The organism is Sphingobacterium sp. JUb20, from assembly GCF_004342035.1.
GTDB lineage: Bacteria > Bacteroidota > Bacteroidia > Sphingobacteriales > Sphingobacteriaceae > Sphingobacterium > Sphingobacterium anhuiense.
On sequence record NZ_SLYV01000007.1, the window covers coordinates 66,425 to 93,413 of the forward strand.

Sequence of the window (26,989 nt, forward strand, 5' to 3'; positions counted from 1 at the left end):
GAACAAAAAAAGGCCAAAGGTGCTCGTAACACCTCTGGCATGTATGTTAAGCTGATCGATAACGTTGTGCGAACAAAATCATCAATTAATATTAACGACAACAAATATATAAAATATTCATTTGGATTGGGTAAACACCCGTCATGAATATGCTATATAGTCTTGTTAAAGGACAATAAATACATATGAATTTTTATCAATGCATGCGTGTTATGAAAATCACCATGATGTTAATGACTTGCTTGTTGGTTCAGGTCAGTGCGTCTACTTTTGGACAACGCATTACACTGAATAAACAAAATAGCAACATACCATCCATTTTGCAGGAGTTCAGAAAACAAAGTCAGTATGACTTTTTTTATGACACTGAATTATTTAAAAAGACCAAACCAATTTCGATTAATCTGAAGGATGCTTCGATTGAACAGGCCTTAATGGCTTGTTTTTCTGAACTGCCTTTTCGCTATGTCATTAAAAATAAGTTAGTGGTTGTGACCGACGTTCCTGCCGATGGTGGAACCAAATCCAAGCCCGAGCAACAGCAATTTACCATCACCGGACGGGTCCAAGATGTGAATAATAAAGCTGCTCTTGCAGGTGTGACTATTCGGATAAAGGGTCTTCAATTGGGAGCGACCACCGATGCTTCAGGTAATTTTACTATTGTAGTTCCAAAAAGTGTACAGGTGTTTGTATTCACCTTATTGGGCTATCAATCTAAGGAGGTTTCTATTAATGTTGCTGAGCGTAACCTTATTGTTCAACTGCGTTCTGCCTCAACAGCATTAGATGAAGTTGAAGTACGGGTACAGGCAAGACGTAAGGCAAATACTGAAGTTGCTGTTTTGGAAGAGCGTAAACGCGCGTCCATTGTGCAAGATGCTATTTCAGCAGAATTAATAGAACGTACAGGAAGTATTACAACGACTCAAGCTTTGCAAAGGGTTACCGGAGTAACGGTTACAGACGATAAATATGTTGCGGTACGTGGTCTCGGTGACCGGTCGGTTATTGGACAGCTGAACGGAGTACGTTTGGCATCATCCGATCCAGATCGCAGTTCTATTCCTTTAGATTTAGTTCCTGCTTCTTTGCTGGATAATATCACCATCTATAAAACGGTGACACCTGATAAACCTGCAGATGCTGCTTCTGGAATTGTAGAATTGAAAACAAAGTCTGTACCTGATCGGATGACTTTTGAAGTGATTGCACAGACGGGTCTAAATGCTAATATCGGAATGGGAGGGAAGTACAATAGTTTATGGAATAGTGACATGGGCTTTTTGGGCACAAAGATTAATAATAAAAATCTGTCGACTGATTTCTTAAATCTGGCGAAAGAATATCCCGCAGGTTTATCATCGATCCATAATATGATTGCCAACAGTAATTACAGCAACGATGCTTATCAGGAGGTTGGAAGAATTAATGGGATCATGCAGGGCTTTGATCCTGTGATGACGAGTACTTATAAAAAAGCGCCATTGAACCAGCTGTATTCGGCAACATTTGGAAACAGTTATGACTTGTTCAATAAAAGGCATAAGCTGGGTGTTATTTTAGGGGGTAATTATTACAGAAGAACGACCGATATAAGCGGGGGGGACTTGACGCAATATAGTATCTATCAAGGGGTGGTGACCGGTAATCCGGACGTGTACAGTGTTCGTAATATTCCAAATTATATTACACCTAATAGTTTGTATATGGGTAAATATCAGACTTATAAGGAGAATACAGGTACGGAGACTCTGAATTATGGAACTCTGGCGGGTTTAACTTACCGATTCAATCCACAGCATGAAATTAGTATGCAATATCTCGGGAGTTGGGGTGGTGAAACCAAATCAACCCATCTTGCCGGCAGATATGAGTATACGGGTTTACCAGGAGAAGTGAAAAGCACAACTTATTCGCTAAAACAGACTTTCAGAAACTTGAATACTTTCAATTTACAAGGCGAGCATAAGTTCTTAAAAGGAGATCTTTCACCTCGTTTAAGTTACAATGTGGCGAGCTCAAAATCTAAACAGAATGATCCCGATTTTCGTTTCGCAAGTTTAGCTGATTATATACCACGTGATGGGGGCTATTATAGTAGACCGGTCGTTGGTGCAAATAATGGTGCAACAGAAGAGGTTTATAGTAAACATCTGTATGCGCTGACTTCGGGTTATGTGAATGGATTTGGTACATATGGTATTATGCAGGCGGAACCGAATGGTAGGAGATGGCGAAATCTGACAGAACAGAATTATAATTACAAAGCTGATATCAGCATTCCGTTCCGTTTATTAGGACAGAAGCAAGAGTTCAAAACAGGGGTAAACTATTTGTTCCGAGATCGGGATTTTACAGAAAACCAGCTGTTCTTACCAGGGTCGAATTTTACCGCTAATAAAGCAATACCGCTTTATGATGTTGAGGGTAATCTGAATCGTCTTGTCAGTAATGAGATCATTGGGGTGAAGATACCGACAGCAGGTCAGGGTGAAGGTATGATGCCTATCGGTGGATTTTTATATAACAGTCAAAAATCACCCAATAATTATACTGGTTATTTTGAAACGAATGCCTTATATGGTATGCTTGATCTGAAATTGACAGATAGGTTCCGTATGGCAGGGGGTGTTCGATTTGAAATGACCAATATTGGCTCTACAGTCGATACAGCTGGCGTTTTTTTGGACCCTTCATTAACAACAGGCGCCAATGGAGAAGCGCCTATTCCGCTTAATCCGATTGATCCTAATTCCGTCTATAAAACGGGTTATAAACCTTTTTATTCGTTGAATGCGACGTTTACATTAAACGATAACATGAATTTCAGAGGCGCTGTCAACACCACTTTGGCTAGACCAGAACTGCGTGAGATCACGAATGTTTTTGAATTTGACGCTTTTCAAATGGGGTTAGTCGTTGGAAATCCAAATCTGAAAAATCAATATACACAAAATGCAGATTTTAGATGGGAGTGGTTTCCTGCGAAAGGTGAGGTTATTGCCGTTTCGGCTTTTGGTAAGCGCATCGAAAATCAGTTGGTCAAGGTGTTTAATCTTGAAACCCAAGGATTGGCAGCAACTTATCCTGAATTTCCGACTATACAGTTCCAGAATGATGTCAATATTGGTAAAGTCTGGGGAGTCGAGTTTGAAGTGGTTAAAAACTTGGGAACTTTGATCGATCCTTTGCGTAATTTTTTCTTAGGCTCAAACCTAATGCTTGCTCAGAGTAAAATCCAGAAATCAGCAGCGCGCTATGAAGCAAATCGTTCGTTGGATCGGCATTCACCAAAAAATAGTCCGTTGTTTGAGCAAGCTCCCTATTCAATAAACGCTTGGTTAAATTATGATAATGATCAATCAGGAACAGATTTAACGATGACCTTTAATATGGTCGGAGAACGATTGGTCCAAATCAATTTAACAGGCGAGCCAGATCTTTATACACAGCCAGTTCCTTATTTGGACTTTGTATTTAGTCAACGGATTAACAAAAGAATTCTCTTTAAGGGCTATGCCAAAAATATCATGAACCCGGCCATTAAAACGGTGTATGCTAATCCGCAGACGGGAGGCAAATGGTACGGTAATGAGTACATCAACCGTAGTTATAAACGTGGTGCTGAAATCATGGTGGGCTTTACTTATAATTTATTGTAGTCATGCGATATCAACAAATAAACTTCAAGAAATACAGATGCTATAATGCGATGCCTGCTTACTGGTTTCGCTTAGTCGATAACTACCTTACTTATGTGGCAATTATAGTGCTGTCTTTCTTATTCACTTCCTGTAAAAAAGAAAAAATTGAAATGGGGGTGGACAATCGGGCGGTAACGGAAAACCGTGAACGATCAAATGTCCGTATTGTAAACATAGCAGGATATAATCAGGTTATTTCGGGAAAAGATAGTTTAACCAATTTTATCGTGCGTCGTCCAGACGCTCCAGATGCCGACCAATATCCCGGTACACCCTATTTTCCTGTAGACGGACGATTGGGTAAAAGTTGGGTAATTCCGCAAGATCTTTTTAACCAGCAGGATCAGGTAAAGCTTACGTTGGGCGCAAGAAGTTATCAGGGGAATTTATATCCAGATATTACTTTTCAGGCACCAAACGATTATAATAAACCCATGGATTATTTCCTGATGCCCACTATTTTTATGGATGGCCAACCGGATATCGTATCGGTACCACGCGCAGTTTCCTCTCCTTCAAAACCAGATCATTTTAAAATTCGGATTGTGAATCTTGGAGGAAATATTAAACATCACACCATGGGCTTGTTGGGTATGCAAGAAGATCTTACTGGCGCAGTATCTCTGGCTTACGCAGACGGTACTCTTGTTCATTCAAAAACGAATAATATAAACGTAAGTACGGTCAGTTCTCCTTACATTGAATTGCCTTATGGTACTTATCAGTTTAGGTTATTGCTACAAGACGGAAGACAAATTCCAGCTGTAGGAGCAGATACTTATGAATACACCGTCCTTCATCCGTCGACTTCAACAATTGCGATCAGCCATTCCAGCAACAGCAATCTGCATTATGCTCCCGTCGCAACCTATCAGCCAGGAGGTGTGTATACGATAGTTGTTGCTCCAAGAGAATTTAATTATCATGTAGACGAAGTCGACAACACGTCATCTTATTACCAGAATGCTTTTCAGGTGCTTAGCGATGTAACAGCTCCAGCCAACCGCACTTATTTTCGTATTCAAGCGGCTAATGCACTAGCTGGACAGTCCGTTCGTTTTCGAATTGATGGTAAAATTCTCGCAGATGCTTTGACTTTTGGTCAGGCGGGTAATTATCTAAATCTGATTCAAGGAACACATGTTATAGAAGCCCTGGATATGTCAGGCAAGGTATTGGCATCTGTAGAACAGGCGTTGCAACCTGCACAAAATTATACCATTTGGCTTTATCCCGGACAGGATGGTAAGGCAAAACTGCTACTTGTTGCGAATGATTTAAGTGGCTCTGTGTATACGGGAGCTCAGGATGATGCCAGTTTTGCCCATTTGCAATACCAATTTTATTTTCCCAAACGCTTTTTAAACTTATCTATTGGAAATCCATATGTGACTTTCACAGCAGGAAATGGACAGTCTCCCGCTATGGCATTAGATAATCGTGACGCGGTAGAAAATCTACAGCCTGGAATTCCGAAGATGGAAAGACCATATATCGGATATCGAACGATCTATAATCCTTTTGAATTTATGGTGTACCGTTCTACACCAGATGTCGTTCCTGGCACTTGGGCAAATGATATCGCCGTATTGACACATGAAGCTTTTATCGCCAATAAAAAACTCTATGAGAAACCAGGACAGCCTGCCCCTGTACAAGAAGCGGGCGTATATACAGTTGCTCTTATTGGCAAGAGTTCTAAAGATGTGACTCCGTCAGATAAAGCAAGAATGATTTTAGTTAAACATACTCGATAATGGGGAGGTACAGATTTTCTGGACTGATCATTATTTTAAATAATATTTACATGAAAAATCAACGATTAACGATTTACTTAGGGGTGTTGCTGCTGTGTGTTTCGCTATTTACAGGTTGTGCTAAGGTCGAATATACAGCCATCGCAGAACCTGCCTATCTACGGGTTTTCAATAACCTCAACTATATCCAGACTTTAGGGAGTAAAGATGATAAAGTTCCTTACTTCTGTATGTTGATCAATCCTAAGTTTAGTGCAAGCGGTGCAATAACCGGCGCCGAGATTGTAGGTGATTTTTTGGACAAGAGAGCAGCGTATGCTCCGCCTTATCCATCACATATCGGAAATAGCACAACAGTGGACAATCCTGAATATCCAGGAAAGGAAAATGTGTTGGTAGGTCCTATCTTAAATGGATTTGATTTAAGCAGCTGGGCTCAAGTTCCATCAGGAGAACTGCGCATCGTTTTCGCCTATAGACCAAAGAATACCATTCCATTTTTTGAATTAGAAAGCCATCTACAGACCGATATTTTAATCGATACGGTGATCAATCTTACAAGTAAAGAGGTGTATACCTTGCATTTGCTACAAAAAGATTTTGTAACCAAAGCGCATGGATTACTCTTGCGCCAAGAGAATTTTCATAAGTTACCGCTTTCTGATTCGTTGGTATATGTCAATTTCTATAACATGAGTGCCAAAGGTTTCGTAGATGCAGATCTGAGTTTGAAAGATGATGATTATGTATTGCGGAGTTTTAAAAATGGCATCAAAGACGAAATGAATATTTTTCTTTCGCTTTATGAGAGTCAGGATAATCCTATTCTTCAATCGCCTACAGTAACCGGTTATAAAGGTAAATTTTTAACACGATTGACCCGTAATAGTACCAGCGCTACAGTAAGTCCTTATATGAGTTTTCCGCTCTGGGCGAGCAGTAAAAGTAATGGTATTCAAACGGATATCTGGCAACGGTTTGATTTCTTTTCACCGGGTATGGATATCACCAATAATCCTTTTTTCTCTGGTGAGATCGCTACCGGAGGTAATTGGGCTTCGGTAAATTGTCTGAAGAACGGAAAAGTATTCTTGGGCGGATCTGACAATGGTACACAACTGCCGAATCTTTTGGTTAACGTACATTCCGGCACCCATAACCCACAGACATTTGCAACAGTAAACACGTTGGAAGTTGTAAATGGCCGGATTTATCTAACCACTATTCAACGAAAATACGCCCCACCAATTTACTAACAGTTAGATAGGAGATTTTAAATATGAACTATAAAATAATCGATAAGTGGTGGAATAAGGTACAGCAGTATGTGCTGTTTATACTTTCATTTTTCCTTTTCTCTTGTGAACATCCCGATTTAACAGTGGTTGTACCGAATGAGAACCTACGTCCTGCATCGGATTTTATCAAGAATAATTACGAAATGACCTTATTCAGTGCCGCACTCGAAAAAGTTGGTTTGACGGAAACGTTAAATGAAAAGGGACCTTATACTGTTTTGGTTCCTACTGATGACGCATTTAATGAATTGGGAATATTTAGACCTTCTGATTTTGATAAGATGGATCTAGACAGTTTAAAAAAGGTGATCCAATACCATATTCTTCCGCGCCGTATGTTGTTACGGGATATTCCCTCGAATGGAGTTGATGTACGCTATGCCACGCTAGCTGGAACGGAGCTATATGCTTCACTTGGTTCGGTAGGACCAAACGGGGGTACACCTGCCAATGAACTTTTTTTTAGCGGAGCAAAAGCAACCCGGAAGGATGTGATTTTATCCAATGGTGTGCTGTATGTTTTAGATAAAATGATGAAACCGCATTTTGATACACATATCCAAGGATGGTTGGCGGAACGTCCTGTTTACAGTGTATTTGTAAGTGGACTTAAAAAGTTTGGATTATGGGATCAATTGGCAACTGGTGGTCCCTTCACCCTATTTGCACCTACCAATGAAGCTTTAGCAGAAGTAGGGATTACATCGGAATCACTGCGGACATTAAGTCCAGACAATTACCGCGCTGATGTTCTTTTTGGTGCTTATATTCTTTATAATAAACACTTTTTTGTGTCCGATTCTAAAGTTTTATCTGTGATCAATTCCAGCGGTATGTATAAATATAACTTAAAAAATAATCCGCATGAGATGAGCTTTTCTGGAGCGGAAGCATATCCCAGTTTTGTATTGAGTTACTTCTTGCGCTTACGTGCAGATCATACCGTCATGGCCCCAGTTATTGCCGAAGTGTCCTATGGAATAAGAGCAAAGATGGATTATCTATGTCGTAATGGTGTGGTGCATGACCTTGATCGGGGTTTGGTAAAACCAGAGCAGGCTATTAAATAATATGACAAATTATGCTGATGAAAACGCAACAAATGAATACAATATATAAGCTGGCATCTATGGGCTTGCTCATCATGCTGCTATTTGCCGCCTGTAAAAAAACAGAGTTTATGCCTGCCGCTGAGGGCGAACAGGTACCCTATAAACCAGATGCGAACGAGACTGTTACGGAATTATTAGGGAAATCTACAGGTGCAACATTATTTTATACGGCTTGGAAAAAGAGCAGTATGGACGAGAAAATAAAGGAAAAAGGGCTGAATACAAACTATACCGTATTTGTTCCTAGCAACGCGGCGCTGGCTGCTGCTGGTCTTACTGAGGCAAAGCTGGCGCAGATGCCAAAGGCGGATGTAGATAGTCTGATGCTTTTTTATACGGTGTTGGGTTCCATATCGAAAGACCAACTTCGAGGAAACAGTTTACCTGTAAAAAGTATGCTAATGAATCCTGGTTTACGAGTTTCTTTTTACGAAGGTGGTGTTGGTATTGGACAGCGATATGATCTGTACTATTATAAACATTACTTGGCTATACGTGATGACCAGTTACTGATCAATGGAAAGAAAGTAGGTAAAATTAACTATCAACCAGCACGCAATGGTGCCGTTTATTTTTTGGAGCAAACGGTTTATAAACCTACAAAAACGGTTTTGGAAGCATTGGAGCAGGATGGTCGTTTTACCATGTTTCTCGAATTACAACGTCTTTCTGATGAAAGTTTTGCAGAAACGATGGTGACTCAAATGGAGCCTTTATTTGGCTATAAAATGTCACATGAAGAATATTGGCAGAATTTTCCTGATGCACGTGAGCCCTATACAAAAAAATGGTTAATTGGGCCAACACCTAATCCCGATTATGCTGATCCCAACATCATTATTTCGACTTGGTTTGCGCCTACAGACGCAGCATTTAGGAACGCTGGTTTTAAATCTGTAGCAGAAATGCTTCAATTCAATGAAATACGTGGCAATGTACATTTTGATGAGTGGACGTACCAACCTACAGGGGGGTACCCATTGGATAGTGTCATTAACTATCACCGTGATTGGGGACGCTTTTTTGCGATTAAGGATCCTGCATATGGGTTAGCATACGCTAATAGTACCGTGTTTTTTAGTAATGATTTAACGGAAGATTTTTTGCAAGACTATTATGTCAACATCGGTGGAACTGCGCAGGTTCAATATGCGTACAAAAATCCTTTTGCTTTTACGGCCTCCAAAGAACAGTTATTTATGACGATAAAAGAAAGTGGTCAACCTCCTGCACAGATCATCGATACAGATATCAATACCCTCAATGGGCCGATACATGTTGTGAACAATTTGCTGTTGCCTAAGGGATTTAAACTAAAGTAGACGCTTAAAATCGAATAGAACCTCAAATATAAGAGCATATCGATACGATTTTAGATGAACGCTGAATAATAAAATGAGCTTGCAAGCTCTGATTAATGATTGATAGATGAAACTACAGCTAAGATATTATAAGCAATTAGTGATACTGCTTTTTGCAACTTTTTTGATTACCTCCTGTAAAAAGGACGAGGTACTCAATAGTCATGACAATAATAGAGTCAATTTGGTCATAGCCGACAACTTTAATCTGTCCAGTTTTAGTGCTGTTTTACGTAAAAGCGGTATGGATAAGGTTGTACAGCATGGTGAAGGCCCCTATACTTTATTGGCCCCTTCAGATGCCGCCTTTTCAACAGCTGGCTATAACGGTCCGGTCGCAGTTTTGGCTGGGAATACGAAAATGATCAGCAGAATTGCCAATTATCATACATTGGACGGGAAATATGAGTTGAATAAACTTCCTTTTTTGTTTAATCAGGAATTGCGGACTCGGGGTGGAAAGATGTATGCAACGCATTGGATAAAAGGAAGAGATACGGTGTTGACCCTCAGCGGATCACGTGTATTGGCCCAAAACATTGCCGCGTCCAATGGATTGATTCAGGTTTTAGATCGTGTTCTGACACCTTATGTACACGATTTGATCGGGAGTGCTATAGCCGCCGATCCCAACATTACTTTATTTGCTCAAGCATTAAAGAGTTCGGGAGTTTTACAGACCATAAGCGGTGCTGGTCCTTATACGGTTTTTGCTCCAGATAATGCAGCGATGCAGGCTTTGGGATATAGTACGGTGCAGCAAATCCAGTTGTCAGATCCTGTTAAGCTTCGAAGTTTTTTGCTTTACCATATTGTGAAGGACAGACGTTTCGTATACGATTATATTCTCAGTACTGGCACTTCAAATATGGCACAACAGGGTATGATGGATGGTAACAGTATCACCATAAAGCTGGTGCCAAATCCAAATGCTCCAGCATCTTTCCAAGGGATTAGCTTACGTGGGATAGGGAATACTGTAGATATCAAATTACTGAAACAGGATATGTTAAGTGGAAACGGGGTATTACATGTGATCGATGGTGGTTTGCGGATTACTCAATAATCAAATTAGGATTAGCTAAAAGAAATTAAAAATGAATAGTTATATCAATATGAAGCCAAGATCTGGTCCGTTTTTAGGGAAAGATATGCTTTGGTGGATAAAAATAAAAGCAGCCTTATTGTGCTTCTTCTTTTTAATGGGTACATGTGTTTTCGGACAGGAAACATCAGGTGCTTTAACAGGGCGTGTTCAAAATATTGGTGGTCATGCTGTTGCTGGAGCTTCGATTTTGGCAGTGCATACGCCTTCGGGAACACGCTACTCACTTGCTACGGATAGAGATGGTCGCTACACGTTAAACAATCTCCGTATTGGAGGACCCTATACGGTGACGGTGAGTATGATCGGGATGCAAAGTGATACACGTTCGGATATTCAAGTCCGTCTTGGTGCCGCACAGGAACTCAATTTACAATTGCAGGAAGGCAATCAGGCATTAGCAGAAGTTGCTGTAACTGGTCGTCTACAGCGACAACGTGTTGATACGTATGGCGCAGGACGCAATATCAGTGCTGAGCAGGTTCGCAATATGCCTACAGTGAGTCGTTCGATTACAGATGTGACCCGCCTGACACCTCAGGGCAGTAGAGACAATAGTTTTGGAGGAACTAATTTTAGGTATAATAACGTCACTGTAGATGGGGCAGTCAATAACGATGCGATCGGTTTCTCTCCTTCTTTAGGTGGACAGACAGGGACTTCGGGCATGGCTGGAAGCAGTACGCGTACCAACCCGATTTCAATTGATGCCATTCAAGATATGCAGGTGTATTTGGCACCTTATGATGTAAAAATCGGTAATTTCACAGGAGGTTCGGTCAATGCCGTAACCCGAAGCGGTACCAATAAGATCGAGGGCTCAGTATATGGATATGGACGCAATGCTACGTTGACAGGAAAAGATCGGGTTGGTGGTTTAGGCAAGATGGATAATGATTTTTATGACTACCAGTCCGGATTTAGAATTGGTTTTCCAATTATAAAAGATAAACTTTTCTTCTTTAGTAATGAAGAGATAACCCGTCGTCAAGATCCTACACAACTGTATGCAGGTACTACCGAGACAGCCCATATTCTGAGTGAGGATGATGTGAAATCGATTGCTACAGCAGTGGGTAGCCGCTATGGAGATGTATTTGATGCAGGTACAGCAGGAAAGTACACAAACTGGTCAAAATCGACCAAGTTCTTTAACCGTATCGACTGGAATATTAATGATAGGCATCAATTGGCCATTCGTAATAATACTATTTTTAGTAGTGCTACCCATATGGACCGCGATCAACAGGATTTCCGCTTTTCAAGTATGGCGTTTAAGCAAACGAATAATCAGAGTAGTACAGTAGCAGAATTGAAAAGCCGCTTTAGTAATAATCTTTCTGGTAATGCGGTATTGGGTTTTACAGTAGTAAACGACAGACGAGATCCGTTGAGTGACCCTACGCTTCCTCAAGTACAGATTCAGGGGCGCACTCCAGGTACGACAATTTATCTCGGAACTGACCGTGAAGCGAGTATTTTTGATATGCAACAGCGGACATGGGAACTAACGGCAAACCTGAACTGGAACCTTGGCCGGCATAAACTCCTTTTTGGTACGCATAACGAGCTTTACCGTATTCGCTATGGTTTTGTTAATGCTTGGAATGGACGTGTAGATTATAATAGTATTGACGATTTTTTAAATAATAATCCTTATCGCGTACGTGGTAGTTACAACTACAAGAACAATACGCGGGATTATATTCTAGATAATCCAGCCGCAGATTTTGGAATCAATATGTACAGTCTGTATGTACAGGATGAGATCAGGGTAAGTGATCATTTTCGTGTTACACCGGGTTTACGTGCCGATTTTACGCAGTTGCCAGATATGCCTGTACTTAGTGATAAGGTTCGTCATATACAGTCCGATCCGTATTTTGGAACAACTTATAATTACACGCCTTTGTCTCGGATTTCAAATGATTTTCTTAATCGCGTACAGCTGTCACCCCGTGTGGGATTCCGTTGGGAAGTGCTGGAAGATCAAAGTTTAGTATTACGCGGTGGAGCAGGACTTTTTACAGGACGTATTCCCTTTGCATGGTTGGCATATGCTTATTATAATACAGGTGACAGTTATGGTGCTTTTGATCAGCGTGCAGATCAGAAACCTTTTGTTCCGGGCAGTGATGCGATTAAACCAAGCCCAAATGGATTGGCTGATTTTATAGCTGCAAATGGGGCTGTAGTAAATGATCCAAGGAGTGGGAAAACGCAAGTTGATCTGGTGGATAATGGTTTTACATTGCCACAGGTGTTGCGTGGTAGTTTGGGTATTGATTATGAAACAATGAACAACTGGAAGTTTACTGTGGAAGGTATGTACACGAAAAATATCAGTGATGTGCTCTTTCAACAGCTAAATGTACATGATAATCCACTTTATTATGGTTATGATGTTCATAAGCAACAGCCGGTATATAAGGGATCGGTTGACGATCGTTTTTCGAATATTTATTTGTTGAGCAATACCGATCAAGGATACCGCTATAGCATTACAGGAACGATCAGCAAACGAATGAAGAATTTTAATGGAACTGCGAGTTATACGTACGGAGAATCAAAGGATTTGAGTAATGGTGTCCGTAATTCAATGGAATCAAACTGGCAACTGAACCAATCGCTTATACCAAATAATCCAAAGTTGGCCTATAGTAATTTTGATATTCGCCATCGTATTGTTTCAAGTATCAGTTACGATCAATATTGGCGAAGTGCTGGAAAAACAAACATCACTTTGTTTGTCAGCGCACAGTCGGGCTCTCCATTTACTTACGGAATTGTCAACAACAGTATTCAAGGATTGCCACAACAGGTTAGTTTGGTATATCTACCGAATCCTGAGGAAGCAATCGGTTATTTTAAAGATATTCCTAGTGGAAATACTGCACTACAACAGGCTGAAGCATTTAACAGGTACATCGATGGCAATGCTTATCTGAGCAGTAGAAGGGGGAATTTTACGGAGCGTAATATGGGACGTACACCTTGGAATGTGCAAGCAGATCTTCGCATTGCACACGATTTGCCTGTAAACAGTAAAAAAGGTCAATTTATTACAATTTCTGCTGACGTAGTCAATGTGACAAATCTGCTGTATAAAAAGTGGGGGGTACAGTATTTTTCTCCTAATACGTTCAATTCGACAAGTAGTGTGGGTTTGACCCCGACATTGTTTCCGCCACAGCAAAATAATGGAAACTGGCCGGTATTTACGTTCAATGAGCCTGGGGAAACCTACAGTATTGATTATTTCAATTCAAGGGCACAGATGCAATTAGGGGTTCGGTATACATTTTAGGTTCTTGCAGTTTATGGGATTTTAACTCCTAATGACGGTAATGACCTGAACGGTGAGGAGGATAATAATGAAAAAAGATAGTATATGGATATTCCATATGATTAAATAAAAAATGAAAGTCATGAAAATATGGACAAAATATAGCCTCGGTATCATCCTTTTTATTTTGATACTTGCAGGTTTTGCAGGTTGTGAAAAGAAGGAAGGTATACTTCCTGAGACAGCAGTGAAAATAACGGAGTATTATCCGAATTCAGGAAAAGAGGGGACGCTTGTCACCATCGCAGGAGAGGGATTTGGTACAACACTTGAAGCGTATAAAGCAACAGTAAATGGTAAAGATGCCACTGTGATCAGTGCGACTGCAACAGCTATAGTGGTTCGTATGCCCACTGGTGGGAATACTGGTAAATTGGTGTTGAGCTATAATAACCAGATCATGGATGTGGGTACATATACCTATCAAGATTTAAGTGTTCGGCAAGTATTTCCTGCAAATGGTCCTGCTGGTTCTCAAATACGCATTGGAGGTACCGGATTTGGAAGTGTCAGTAATCCGGCGGAAGTCTTTATTAATGAAAAAAAGGCTTTGGTCGTCAGCATTAGTGATACGCTGATCGTAGCAGAAGTGCCCAATGAGGCTGGTTCTGGATCTGTAGTTGTTAAAGTGGATGGGATGAATGCAAAAGGACAAACCTTCACTTATCAGGCAATAAAGGGTATCAAACCTTTGACAGGAGGGAAAGATACACGTGTAGTGATCTCAGGAGAAGGTTTTGAGCAACTGACTACCAATAATATTGTTGAATTTAATGGTAAGAAAGCCGTTGTCGTTGAATCTGCCCCAGAGCGTTTGGTCGTAAAGGTTCCAGATGGAGTAACAACAGGTCCTTTATCGGTTAATATCAATAACCAAAAAACAATAGGTCCATCTTTTACCGTTGTGGATAAACCTGTTATTCAAACTGTAACACCGCTAAGTGGTCCAAAGGGGGCACAAATGACGATTAGTGGATCTTTATTTAGTAAAGAGCTAGATGAAAACCAAGTATATATCAATAATATATTGATACCGTTGACCTCAGCTAATGAAACGGAACTGAAACTAACAGTTCCAGGAGGTACCGGATCAGGCGTTATTCGCGTTGTGGTAAATGATCAAGTGAGTAATGGCCCGCAGTTTAAAGATCAAAATCTGGGGATTATTGCAATGACACCAGACAACGGTCTGACCGGTACGAGTGTGACGATTAAAGGTACGGGTTTTAGTACTACTGCATCTGAAAATAAAGTATATTTTAATGGCGTATTAGCGATGGTAAAAACAGCAACGGAGAATAGTTTAGTACTCGAAGCACCTTTGGGATTAAGTACCGGAAATGTTAAAGTTGTTGTCGGTGCACAGGAAGCGCTTGCCCCGCAATTGTTTAAAAGAGCGGGTGTGATGACTTTGGCTGGAGGACCAAGCAGTAATACCTTTGCTGGATATATGTCTGCTATTGCGACCGATCAGCAAGGTAATATTTATGTAACCGATACGAATAATAAACAAGTGAAAAAGATTACATCTTCCGGTACTGTTTCCATTTTGCAGGTTAACGGAGCAGATGCGGTTTTTGTTAAACCTTACGGTATCGTAATCGATAAGCAGAATACTATTTATGTGAGCGATCAAGGGACGGATCAGGTAATCAAGATTACATCGGCTGGTCAACGTTCAGTCCATACATCGGGCTTTGCGCCAGGACATATGAGTATTGACGATGCTGGAAATCTGTATGTCAATATCAATGGATTTGCCGCGGGGGTCAATAAGGTTAATCCAACCGGAAATTATACTAAAATTAATGGTCCAGGTTGGGTGACAACCAGAACAGTTGCGGATGCTCTAGGAAACTACTACTATCCAGATCAGAACGCAATAAGCGGTAATGGTTTGATGCGAAGAGGTGTTGATGGTATAATTATGAATGCATGGGTCGGATTTTCAGACGCAGGTTATGTTGATGGTATTGGAAGTGCAGCACGTTTTCAAGGAATAAGTAGCGTTGTCCTTTTTGAAGGTAAGACCATGTTTGCAACAGATAATTTTAATTATGGTTTAAGAGAGATTGATATGGCGACTAGAAGGGTATCTACAATTTTCAAAGCGAATAATCGTGGATATATAAATGGAACATTACTGGAGTCTCGCTTTGGTGCCATGGCCGATATGGCAATTGACAAGGATGGTAATATTTATATCTTGGATCCGGACAATAAGGCAATCCGTAAGATTTTCTTAAAATAGGAATAATAGTATAGTAAATAATAAAAAGATCCTACTAGCTGATTATCAGGTCAGCTAGTAGGATCTTTTTTGTTCAAGAGCTATTTGTTAAAATTCAGGTTTGTTTCTTTTTGGAATTTTTAAATAAATTTAGATGCTGTTTTAGATCCAATTAAATAATCTCAATTTTTAGTAAACACGAGTAATAGCTGTATAATCTCAATAATGCTAGATTATAGTGACATTGTTAAAAGGTTTTTTTGAAGAAAAATTGTGAAAGACATGCATTTAAATATTGAACTATGCATAGACTAATATTTCTGATGAATAGAAAATAGTGAGTATATTAAAAAATCATGCTTAAAATGCAGTATTATTGCAAATTACAAGCAGAAAGTATAAATTAATAATAATATTATCTATTAGCCCTTTAATAATAATGTCACAATAATGTTATAAATTTACTTAATCTTTTAATGGTAAAATGACAAAATATGCTTCAGCAACTTGGACGGATGAAACCCTAATTGATTTAATTCGGGTTAAGGAAGATCGTGTTGCTTTTTCTGAATTATATAACCGATACTGGGAGAAAATATTTCTTTTAGCGGCTAATGCGCTCAATTCTAAAGAAGAAGCAGAGGAGTGCGTTCAGGATATCTTTTGTAGTTTATGGAATCGTCGAGAAACGTTAAAATTAAAATATTCCTTATATACGTATCTCGCTGTGGCTGTTAAATATCGCGTAATAAATATTCTCGATAGTGCATTCCATAAGAGAAAACGTACTCAAAATGTGGATCTAATAGAAAATGATATTTATTCACCTTCTGCAGAAACACTTTTACTTGAAAAGGAGCTTTTTGCTAAGCTTGAAAACGCTATTGCAGAATTACCTGAAAAGTGTCGTTTGGTTTTTAAGATGAGCCGAGAAGATTTAAAAACACATAAAGAAATTGCTGCAGAACTAAATATATCTACAAAAACTGTCAATAACCATTTAACTAAGGCAATCAAAGACCTTGGAGACAAAATGAGTGCTTCATCTATTGCTTTTATAGTAGGCGGATGTATACATCGTCTTTTTTAACCTATCTACTCATCGTTTTTAAGGAAAACAAACTTTTTAATAAAAATTAGCTATTCTGGTTTTGATTCTGTAAGTGATTGTTTTTCAGTCTGATGGTAGTTTTTATTTATTTTTATTATTTTTTTTTAAAAGGACTAGGTATATAATCAGTTTTTACTGACTATTAGTATAAACCTAAAGTCAGAATCCAATGAATAAAAAGCAGCTAAGAAAACGTATTGAGGAGCTCGCTAGTAAAATTAAAAAGGGTAATATAAATACTTTAGAGCAACAGGAGTTCGATGATTGGTATCGTCTACAAGCGGAAAAAGACTTTTATATTCCTGAAGATTTTGCAAATAACAATGCCGAATTAAAAAATCGTATTTATCATCGTATTGAAGATAAGCTAGAATTTGATAAGAAAACGAGGTATCATTGGATTTTTAATCGCAATAATTTAGGCGCAGCTGCAGCTGTTTTAATCATGCTTAGTTTTGGAGTTTATTTTTTATTAAAAACAGACCGAACTGCTAATATCGTTACTATTAGTAATCAAATCCCCGATTTAGCCCCAGGAAAGAACAGAGCGATATTAACACTATCCGATGGAGAAGAGATAGACCTAGAAGCATCTCCTAAGGGGCAGATTGCCGCAGAAGGAAATTCATTTATTCATATCAATGCTGAAAATGAAGTGATCTATAAGGATCGCAACGTAAATCAGGTTAAATCTCCTTATAGGACAAATACCATGCGTACGCCTCGAGGTGCAACATATAGATTAAAATTAGCAGATGGTACTAAAGTATGGTTAAATGCCGCATCATCGATTACTTATCCAACATCATTTTCTGATAAAACCCGTGAAGTATCCATCAGCGGTGAAGTTTATTTTGAGGTTGCACATGATGCTTCTAAGCCTTTCAAAGTAAAAACCGGGGATCAGCTGATTCAAGTTTTAGGAACACACTTTAATGTGAATAGCTATAATAATGAGGATGTAATACGGACAACGTTGGTCGAGGGATCAGTAGCGATTTCAATGGGCGAATTTAACCATGTTCTTAGACCTGGAGATCAAGCTCGCGTTAGTAATAATGGAATCAAAGTTGGAAAAGTAGATACGGATGAAATTAGCGCTTGGAAGAATGGTTATTTTCAGTTTGTGGATGCGGACATATATACGATTATGAAACAGATTTCACGTTGGTATGACGTAGATGTTGAGTTTGTCGGACCAATGAGTAAAGAATCTTTTACCGGTCGTATTTCGCGCGATCGAAATCTAAATCAAGTACTTCAAATTGTACAGAATTCAAAATCAGTTCACTTAACTTTTGAAGGGAGGAGGATTATGGTTAGACAATAACATAAAGCAGCTATCGCAGTGATCTAAAAAAATGGCCAGTGTGCTGTAACACATCTGGCCGGACTGGATCAAGGCAAAAAATTATGATCAATTCACTTATAAACCAGTAATCAAATGTATAAAATTTATACTCAAAAGATGGGCATACTATGGAGGTATGTCTGTAAAATGTTATTAATTATGAAGTTAGCTACTTTTCTATTAGTTGCTAGTATAATGCAACTTCACGCAGCTTCATTTGCGCAAAAAATTTCACTATCTGTTAAAAACGAACCTTTGTCAAAAGTATTTATTCAGGTTAGTAAACAAAGTGGATATGATTTTTTGGTGTCTGGAAGCACTTTAAAAAAAACAAATCCAGTAACGATTGATGTTAAAAATGTGCCTTTGGAAGATGTACTGATATCCATTTTTAAAAATCAACCTATAACTTATGCTATAGAAACCAATACAATAGTCATTAAAGAGCGACCTAAAAATATGGTTTCAAACGCTAAGTCCGAATTAAGTACAGCTATAAATCAGGTGATGGAGGTCAGCGGAACGATTTTAGATGAAACAGGAAAAGGGGTTCCTGGTGCCAGTATTAAAGTAAAAGGCAAGGAACTGGGGACTTCAACTGATGAATCCGGAAATTTTAAATTAGCAGGTGTGACCGATGGGGCTATTTTGGTTATTTCTTATATAGGTTATCAAACTACAGAAGTAAGAGCCTCAGCTAACGTAAGAATTACTTTAGCTCCTTTAGTGAATACCTTAGAGGACGTGGTCGTGGTGGCGTATGGTACGCAAAAGAAAGTGAATCTTTCTGGAGCTGTGAATACTGTGAATACCAAAACCATCATTAATAGACCCGTAACTTCGTTAACAAATGCACTACAAGGTACTGTACCAGGGGTAGCTATTAAGTCGTCTCCTGGCGATTTAGGAAATGACTTGGGAAGCATCAATGTTAGAGGACGTGCAAATTTAGGTTCATCATCTCCTTTATTTGTGGTTGATGGTGTGGTTGTAACCCAAAATGATTTTGCACGCATCAATCCAAATGATGTTGCTGGTATTTCTATATTGAAAGATGCTTCGTCCTCATCGATTTACGGTGCCAGAGCTGCAAATGGCGTTATTTTGGTGACAACTAAAAAAGGTAATGGTACACCGACTATAAGTTACAATGCTTATTTCGGAAGCCAATCGGCAACATACTTACCAGATTATACGAATGGTTATGATTATGCTATTTTACGTAATGAAGCAGAGACTAATTTAGGTAGAACACCGCTTTATGATGCGACAGCTCTAGAGGCAATAAAGAGTCAATCCAATCCAGATCTATATCCTAACACCGACTGGTACTCTTTAATTTTACGTAAACGCGCACCGATGATGGAACATCAGTTGAGTGTGTCTGGGGGTGAAAAAACGAAGTATTATTTAAGTGGCGCCTATTTTGGACAGAATTCTCTGATTCCTGGTAAAGATTTGAAACGTTATTCGTTGAGATCCAATACCGAAACTCAAGTGAGCGATAAGTTTAAAGTGGGGAGTAATTTATCCTATATAAGAGATGGGTATAACAATGATAATATGGAGATCGGTTTTACTGGTGTTGGTAGATCAATTCCATTATCGGTAGCACAGCAAAGTAATGGCGAATGGGGTAGTGTGACTGCTGGAAAAGAAAACGCAACAATAGCTGGTCAAAACCCATTACGTTTACTAAAAGAAGGGGGGAGAACAAATTATAATACCAATCGTTTTATCGGGAATTTGAACGGAACATATACACCAGTTGAAGGATTGGATATTTCCGGGTTATTTTCATACAATGCATATAATTACTTCAATAGTTCTTTTATCAATACGATAGATCCTGTTATAGGCTTCATCACGAATAAACCATTAACTAGTACTGCTGTATTAACAAATCAATTGACTGAAGCATGGCAAAGTACGTCAAATTTATTAGCTCAGACTACAGCCAGCTATGAAAAAAATATGGACCAGCATTACTTTAAAGTATTGGCGGGTGCCTCATATGAAAAGCTTCAAAAAAGGACAGTAAGGGTGGTTCGTAAAGGTTTTCCAAATAATGATCTTAACGCTATCAATGCAGGTTCTACACTTCCAGCAAATACTACCGTTACCAGTGATTTAAACGATGGTGTGGCAGGTGTTGGAGAAAGTGCGTTGGCTTCTGTATTTGCGCGTTTAAACTATTCTTACGCTGACAAATATCTACTTGAAGCGAGTGCAAGAAATGATGCTTCTTCTAGATTTGCTCCTGGTCACCGTTCAGCATGGTATCCTTCAGCATCGGTAGCATGGCGCTTGTCGCAGGAAGATTTTATGAAAGATCTTGGTGCTGTCAATGAATTGAAGTTACGTTTGTCGGCCGGTAAATTAGGAAATATTAACAATGTAGGGGATTACGATTTTTATGATGGATTAAATGCAGGTAGTACAGTAATTTTAGATCAATCAAAACAAGATGGTGTAACACCAGGTAAGCTCGCTAATCCCTTATTAAGTTGGGAAAAATTAACCACTTATAATGCTGGTTTAGACGCGACATTGTTTCGATCACTTACTTTACAATTAGATGTTTTTAGTCGCATAACGAAAGATATTTTATTGGACGATCCAAATATTACAGCAGAGTCTGGGCTAGGGGACGGAGAATCGCCATCTGTAAATCTGGGAGCTGTTAAAAATAATGGATTTGAACTTTCCTTAAATTACAATGGGAAAATAAGTGATTTTAATTATTCAATAGGCGGAAATGTCAGTAAAATATGGAATAAAGTAACGGATTTGGGTGGTGCAAATGAAACTGCTCCAAACGGTTATTATATCAACCGAATTGGTCAACCAGTTGGTTCGTTTTACATGTGGCAAGCTGAAGGACTATTCGTTGATCAGGCCGATATTGATGGACATGCAAAACAAGCTAATAATCCAAAACCAGGCGATATTAAGTACAAAGATCAAGATGGAAATAAGGTGATAGATGGTGACGACCGCGTTATCAATGGTAATGATGTTCCTTATTTTACTTATGGCTTAAATCTTTCGTCAAGTTATAAAGGTTTTGATCTGAGTGTGTTGGCTCAAGGAGTAAATAATGTAAAAGTTTATTTAGAGCAAGAGGCTTCGCAGGCCTTTTTTAATGGTGCGGGCGTTAAAAATTACGTTTTGGACAGATGGACTGTGGATAATCCCAATCCAAATGCTTCTTATCCAAGACTAACTAACGATACCCAAAACTTTGGAATGTCTAATTTCTGGTTATTTGATGCCTCATATTTAAGAATAAAGGCAATCACTTTGGGTTATACGATTCCTAAGCATATATTGGACAAAGCTAAGATTAAAGGTTTAAGAGTTTATGTATCGAGCAATAATCCTTTTACTATTCGCGGTGATAAAAGATTGAAAGATTTTGATCCTGAAGCTCCGTCACAGAGATCAGCTTATCCATCTTTAAAAACAATTTCTGCAGGTCTAAACTTAACACTGTAATCATCATGAAAAAAATTATATATATATCACTTGTCGCGTTTACAGTTTTGGGTAGCTGTAAAAAGTCGATCGATTTTGTTCCACAGGATAAACTTTCTGCGGGTACTTTCTGGAAATCGCAAAATGACGTACAGCTCGCTTTAAACGGCTGTTATAGTTCTTTGGCAAATGCTTTTAATTATGCATACGATGATGGAGCAGCTGATAATGCTTATTGCCAATATCCCTGGGAAAGCACTGCAAGTCGCGTATCTGCTGGAAACATAGATGCTACACTAGATGTGGGCTATAATAGCCGTTATATTTTTATACGCCGCTATAATTATTTTTTAGATAATATTGGCAAAGCAACCATGGATGAAACCCTGCGCAAACGTTTTATTGCAGAGGTCAGAGTTTTAAGAGCATTTACTTATTACGAACTGGCACATCTCTTTGGGGCTGTACCATTGTTGAAGAATGCTTACACAGATCCTGAGGAAACTGCCGTAGCAACAGCTCCTGTTACGGAAGTAATTCAATTTGCAATTGATGAGATCAAAGCCGTTGAAACAGATTTGCCAGCTAGTTATAATGGCGGTGCTCCAAATCAGACTGGCCGTATTACAAATGGTGCCGCCTGGGCAATTTTGACACGTATTCAACTGGAATACGGTAAATATCCAGATGCTGTAGCAAGTGCTCAAAAAGTGATGGGAGCGGGCTATCAGCTCTTTAGGAAGACCGCTTTAACAGCTAACGATACCAAGGATGATTACAGTACTTTGGTAACTTTCGCCGATGATGACGCTAAACAGAAATTTTATAAGGGTCTGGCTAGTTATCAGCAACAATTTTGGACAGCTAACGAAGGTAATAAGGAAGCTATTCTAGTCTCTCAGAATATTCAGGAAAATCAAAGTTATGCACCATTTGGTAATGGTTTGAGAACGTTATTGGCTCCTCCAAATATTGGAGGTTGGGGTTCTATAACACCTATTCAAAGTTTAGTTGATGCATATTGGAAAAGTGATGGTACTAGTTTTACTCCTCCATCACCAGAGCAAAGGGCTATTGATTTTAATATTAATAAAACTCCTTCTGCGAACTACATCAACGAATTTAAAAACAGGGATACGCGTCTTTATGCCAGTGTATTATTTCCAGGAGCAACCTGGAATGAATATAAAGACGGTTATACCTATACTTGGGCCGGACCAGGTGGCGGAGAAAGCTTCACTGGTTATAATTTTAAGAAATATTTGGATCCAATTTCATTAGTTAGTGGTTTAGAATACGATGCGCCACAGGATTATAGCATTATTAGATATGCCGAAATCCTTCTGGCTTATGCAGAAGCTAAAAATGAAGTAAGTGGACCGGATGCTACTATTTTTGCGGCATTAGATGACATCCGGGATCGTGCCGGTATGCCTCCAGTAAATCAGGTAGTCAATAATACAAAAGAAAAACTGAGAGAAGTTATCCGTAATGAGCGTCGAATAGAATTGGCAGGGGAGGGACAGCGTTATTTTGATATCAGACGTTGGAACATCGCGGCCAATGTTATGAAAACTACAAAAGATATTGCTAACGTAATCGTTCAGGAGCGTATATGGGATCCAAAATTTATGTTGATGCCTTTTCCGCAAACTGCCTTAGATAGGAATACTAATTTAAAAGCTGCACAAACTGCAAAAGGTTACTAAATAATAGATTATAAATGCATTGATTACTTATTGCAAATAATTATAGGTGATCAATCATTAATTTTATTCCATCTTTCTATTGTAGTTGTCAATAGAGTAAATTAAAAAAAGCTAATCGCAAGATTAGCTTTTTTTATGCCTAAACAATATATTTTGTTCTTTGATTTTGACTAGTCTATTCCATCACTCACCACTAATAAAAGTAATTCACCACATAAATTAATCAATATCTGTAGATTGGATTACTTTTATGAAAAGAACAATTATGAAAAAAAGAATCCGTACTATCTTACAATATTGGCTGGTACACTGCGCAGCAGTATGGGTCGTCATCAATATGTTTACCGTAATACCTTATCTGGTTATTGTTAATACGAGTGGCGACTATCTATTTTATGAGGACAAAACTCCAGTAAGTATTTGGGACTATTTTAGTCAAAACAATTTTAGTTACGATATGCTTATGGTCTTATTTTTTCTATTATTAGTAGAAATCAATTATAACTTTTTTTTTACTAGAGTTCGCTGGTACTTATTTCTAGAAATTAGCTTATTAATCAGTGTAATTCCGTTCACAATGCTCCAGTTACATCATGAGAACGCACGTCGGATAATTGAAAATATGTCGGTATTAAGACCGATACTTTTAATGACTGTGTATGCGTTTCTGTATGCTTTGATTCGAGATTATTTTTATCAGTTAAAGTATAAAAAAGAGATGCAGCAGCAACAAGCGGAATTTGAGCTAAATACCCTCAAATCACAATTAAATCCTCACTTTTTGTTTAACAGTCTCAATTATCTCTACGGTACTGCTTTAAAAGAAGGAGCGCCACAAACTGCAAATGGTATTGATCAGTTATCGGATCTTTTGAGGTATACAATAACAGGAATTCATAGCGATTTTGTTCCACTCGAAGAAGAGATCGTGTTTATAAATAATTATTTGTCTTTGCAAAAAGAGCGGTTGCCGGTAAAAGAGCATATCGTGATCGATGTACAGCTAAATGTTAACGAAAAGGGTTGGAAAATTGCACCTTTACTATTGCTGACTTTTATAGAGAATGCTTTTAAATATGGTATCAGTATGAGCGAATCCAGTGCCATAAAGATTGATTTAGAAGTTATCAACGGACGTTTAAATCTAAAAGTGGTCAATACCATCATCAGTGGTCATCATCAGATAGAGGGAAATAATACTGGAATTAAAAGTACTTTAAGAAGGATCAAGCTTTTATATCCCGAGAAGCATAAATTTGAAAATTTTACTGATGGCACTGTTTATAAAATCTCACTACAACTTCTACTGAATAAATAATATTGAAATTATGAAAAAATACATGTTTTCCCTACTAGCTATTGTGTCATTTTTGGTCTCTTATGCTCAAAATATGGAACATAAAAACTTTAAACTCACTATTAAAACAAATGTAAACGGTAATCATCCTCGTCTGTATTTAGCTTATCAAATAAATGGACAAAATTTAATTGATTCAGCTGAATACGAGTATGATAAAAAAGGATATGTATTTGAAGGAAATGTTGTTAAACCATTGCTAGCAACATTGGTGAGTGACCCTGACGAAATCGGTCTGTCGGCCTTGATACAAAAAACAAGAACTGGAGATAAAATTGATTTGCTGAGGCTTTATCTTCATCCAGGAAATATACTACTGAGTACGTCTGGTTTGCTGGAGATTGGTAAGTTTACAGGTTCAAAGATTAATGTAGATGAACAAAATCTTCAACGGTTATTAAAACCGATATTCGAAAAGCAAATGGAAACGAGTCTCATGTTAAGATCAAATCCGGATAGCCTTACCGCTACAAGTTTGGGAGCGAGGTTAGATAGCTTGAAAGATTCTAGAAAACCAGTCTTAAAATCTTTCATTACTAGTAATTTAGATAGTTATGTTTCATTGGTAAGTTTGTCAGAATATGCAGGTCCCTTTCCAGAGGTTGATGATACTTATGCGCTATTTAATAAACTTAGTCCTCACATTAGAAATACATTATTGGGTCAAGAGTACAATAAATTTTTAAAGGATCTTCAAGACTTGAATATTGGTACCGTAGCGCCAGAATTTATTCAAAATGATACTACAGGAAATCCAATTAGTTTCTCATCTTTTAGAGGTAAATATGTATTGTTGGACTTTTGGGCATCATGGTGCGGTCCTTGTCGCGAAGAGAGTGCTCATATGAGACAATTATATCAGGATTTTAGCAATAGGAATTTTACTATCTTGGGTATATCTTTAGATGCAGCAGATGATAAAGAAGCATGGATAAAAGCAATTAAAGATGATGGTTTAGTGTGGACACAAGTATCCGATTTAAAACATTGGGACAATAGTATTGTGAAGCTTTATAGTATTAAGGCAATACCACAAACCTTTTTGATAGACCCAAATGGCATTATTATAGCAAGGGGACTTAATTATGAGGAATTAAAAGATAAACTCAATACAATACTGCCAAAAAAATGATCAGAGCAATTGCAATAGATGACGAGCCCGTAGCACTCGATATAATAAGTATGCATGCACAAAAGATAAATTTTCTAAAACTGGATAATTTGTTTTCGAGTGGAGGTGAGGCTATGGACTTTTTGGAGTCTGCGACGATAGATTTAGTCTTTCTGGATATCAATATGCCCGATATTTCGGGTTTAGAGCTAGCAAAACTAATCAAGTATAAAACGCAGGTAATATTTACTACGGCTTATGTTGAACATGCCTTGAAAGGTTTCGATTTAGCGGCTACCGACTACTTACTGAAACCGATTAATTTTAACAGATTTTTGCAAGCCTGTCAGCTTGCAAATAGCAGAAAACAGCAAATGCCTGTCCTAAATAATACAGCTGAAACTGCACTTTTTGTTAAAGATGGACATAATTGGGTGTCGATCATCTTAGCAAATATACTTTATATTCAGGGACAGGATAATTATATATCTATTGTCGAACAGGATAAAAAGACGCTTACACGTATGACACTTAATGAAGTGCAGAACAGATTGCCAGATGATCAGTTTATGAGGATACATAAATCATACATTACATCCTTGTTTCAAATATCTAAAATCGAAAACCACCAGGTTGTCATAAAAGATATAAAAGTTCCTCTTTCAAGAGCTTATCGTGAAGAGTTGTTGAAAAAAATAAATACTTTTTGAAAATTGATTTAGATAACATCCTTTTAAAGGATGTTATTACCCATTTTGAATATCTCTAGATCGAATCCGGTCGACGCTTCTTTCGAATCTCCATGTCTTTAAATAAGAAAAGCCAATCTTTCGATTAGCTTTTCTTTTGTGATCCCGCTGGGATTCGAACCCAGGACCCATACATTAAAAGTGTATTGCTCTACCAGCTGAGCTACGGAATCTTACTCTTTTTTTTGAAGTTTCCTTCGTTGTTTGG

Annotated in this window: 15 protein-coding genes and 1 tRNA gene; 15 read left to right on the plus strand and 1 reads right to left on the minus strand. The window is 38.4% G+C overall.

Going from position 1 to position 26,989, the window contains the following annotated elements:
* Nucleotides 1-185: 185 nt before the first annotated feature.
* From EDF66_RS13020 to EDF66_RS13090, 15 genes are all read left to right on the plus strand, one after another.
* On the plus strand, nt 186-3,665 hold the full coding sequence (locus EDF66_RS13020) for a TonB-dependent receptor (protein WP_243656044.1): 3,480 nt from the start codon (nt 186-188) through the stop codon (nt 3,663-3,665).
* 2 nt (nt 3,666-3,667) lie between these two features.
* A complete protein-coding gene (locus tag EDF66_RS13025) occupies nt 3,668-5,464 on the plus strand; it encodes a DUF4397 domain-containing protein (RefSeq protein ID WP_132843135.1) in 1,797 nt (598 codons plus the stop codon).
* Nucleotides 5,465-5,514: 50 nt separating this feature from the next.
* Entirely contained in the window at nt 5,515-6,720 is a 1,206-nt protein-coding gene (locus EDF66_RS13030; RefSeq protein WP_132843137.1) for a hypothetical protein, read from the plus strand.
* Between the two features lie 23 nt (nt 6,721-6,743).
* Nucleotides 6,744-7,832: a fasciclin domain-containing protein gene (locus EDF66_RS13035; RefSeq protein WP_132843138.1), complete on the plus strand. Its 1,089-nt coding sequence runs from the start codon at nt 6,744-6,746 to the stop codon at nt 7,830-7,832.
* Between the two features lie 32 nt (nt 7,833-7,864).
* Entirely contained in the window at nt 7,865-9,196 is a 1,332-nt protein-coding gene (locus EDF66_RS13040) for a fasciclin domain-containing protein (protein WP_165902438.1), read from the plus strand.
* Nucleotides 9,197-9,302: 106 nt separating this feature from the next.
* Nucleotides 9,303-10,301, plus strand: coding sequence for a fasciclin domain-containing protein (locus EDF66_RS13045; protein ID WP_132843142.1), 999 nt, complete (start codon nt 9,303-9,305; stop codon nt 10,299-10,301).
* Between the two features lie 31 nt (nt 10,302-10,332).
* The gene (locus tag EDF66_RS13050; RefSeq protein ID WP_243656045.1) at nt 10,333-13,647 is read left to right on the plus strand and encodes a carboxypeptidase regulatory-like domain-containing protein; all 3,315 of its coding nucleotides are present in this window, start codon (nt 10,333-10,335) and stop codon (nt 13,645-13,647) included.
* Nucleotides 13,648-13,768: 121 nt separating this feature from the next.
* On the plus strand, nt 13,769-15,937 hold the full coding sequence (locus EDF66_RS13055) for an IPT/TIG domain-containing protein (protein ID WP_165902439.1): 2,169 nt from the start codon (nt 13,769-13,771) through the stop codon (nt 15,935-15,937).
* Nucleotides 15,938-16,400: 463 nt separating this feature from the next.
* Nucleotides 16,401-17,006, plus strand: coding sequence for an RNA polymerase sigma-70 factor (locus tag EDF66_RS13060; RefSeq protein ID WP_132843145.1), 606 nt, complete (start codon nt 16,401-16,403; stop codon nt 17,004-17,006).
* 190 nt (nt 17,007-17,196) lie between these two features.
* Nucleotides 17,197-18,357 (plus strand): FecR family protein, encoded by a 1,161-nt coding sequence (locus tag EDF66_RS13065; RefSeq protein ID WP_132843147.1) that lies wholly within the window; start codon nt 17,197-17,199, stop codon nt 18,355-18,357.
* 180 nt (nt 18,358-18,537) lie between these two features.
* On the plus strand, nt 18,538-21,876 hold the full coding sequence (locus EDF66_RS13070) for a TonB-dependent receptor (protein ID WP_165902440.1): 3,339 nt from the start codon (nt 18,538-18,540) through the stop codon (nt 21,874-21,876).
* A 5-nt stretch (nt 21,877-21,881) separates the two neighbouring features.
* Nucleotides 21,882-23,564, plus strand: coding sequence for a RagB/SusD family nutrient uptake outer membrane protein (locus EDF66_RS13075; RefSeq protein WP_132843150.1), 1,683 nt, complete (start codon nt 21,882-21,884; stop codon nt 23,562-23,564).
* A gap of 265 nt (nt 23,565-23,829) precedes the next feature.
* Nucleotides 23,830-24,882: a sensor histidine kinase gene (locus EDF66_RS13080; protein ID WP_165902441.1), complete on the plus strand. Its 1,053-nt coding sequence runs from the start codon at nt 23,830-23,832 to the stop codon at nt 24,880-24,882.
* A 10-nt stretch (nt 24,883-24,892) separates the two neighbouring features.
* Nucleotides 24,893-26,053, plus strand: a complete 1,161-nt coding sequence (locus tag EDF66_RS13085; RefSeq protein ID WP_132843154.1) for a TlpA disulfide reductase family protein — start codon at nt 24,893-24,895, stop codon at nt 26,051-26,053.
* Nucleotides 26,050-26,742, plus strand: a complete 693-nt coding sequence (locus EDF66_RS13090; protein ID WP_132843155.1) for a LytR/AlgR family response regulator transcription factor — start codon at nt 26,050-26,052, stop codon at nt 26,740-26,742. Before EDF66_RS13085 ends, EDF66_RS13090 begins: the two co-directional genes overlap by 4 nt.
* 139 nt (nt 26,743-26,881) lie before the next feature.
* On the opposite strand, the gene EDF66_RS13095 is transcribed toward EDF66_RS13090, so the two are convergent.
* Nucleotides 26,882-26,954: transfer RNA gene (locus tag EDF66_RS13095), tRNA-Lys, on the minus strand.
* Nucleotides 26,955-26,989: the final 35 nt, after the last annotated feature.